The 370-nt window shown below is 50.3% G+C and carries 2 protein-coding genes; both read left to right on the top strand.

The window, feature by feature from the left end:
- The coding region (locus HMPREF2983_RS05385; RefSeq protein WP_023925562.1) for a DUF4133 domain-containing protein at positions 1–166 on the top strand (166 nt) is incomplete at its 5' end.
- The coding region (locus HMPREF2983_RS05380; RefSeq protein WP_141757626.1) for a DUF3875 domain-containing protein at positions 163–370 on the top strand (208 nt) is incomplete at its 3' end. The genes HMPREF2983_RS05385 and HMPREF2983_RS05380, both read left to right, overlap by 4 nt.

Raw genomic sequence — 370 nt, 5'->3', positions numbered from 1 at the left:
GGGTGCCACCATAGTGGTGTGGCAAACGTTCACCATGAATAGAAAGTACGGGCAGTACGGACTGATGAAAAAGGGAGCAGTACGTATGCACCCACGCTACCTTGTGAACCGCCGTACGGTCTGCCACCTTATCCGTAACCTTCAACCAAAGAAAGCGAAGAAATGAGAAATAAAAGCAAGATAACTACCTTGGAATCGAAGTTCCCGCTACTCTCCATAGAACAGGGGTGTATGGTGAGCAAGGACGCTGACATCACGGTGGCTTTCCGTGTGGAACTACCCGAACTCTTTACCGTCACCTCTGCCGAATACGAGGCGATGCACTCGGCTTGGCACAAGGCTATAAAAGTGCTACCCAATTACAGCATCG

The sequence above is a fragment of the Prevotella sp. HMSC077E09 genome, from assembly GCF_001814685.1.
Taxonomy (GTDB): domain Bacteria; phylum Bacteroidota; class Bacteroidia; order Bacteroidales; family Bacteroidaceae; genus Prevotella; species Prevotella oris.
Note: the sequence above shows the minus strand (reverse complement) of the source record. Positions and strands in the feature narration are given on the sequence as shown.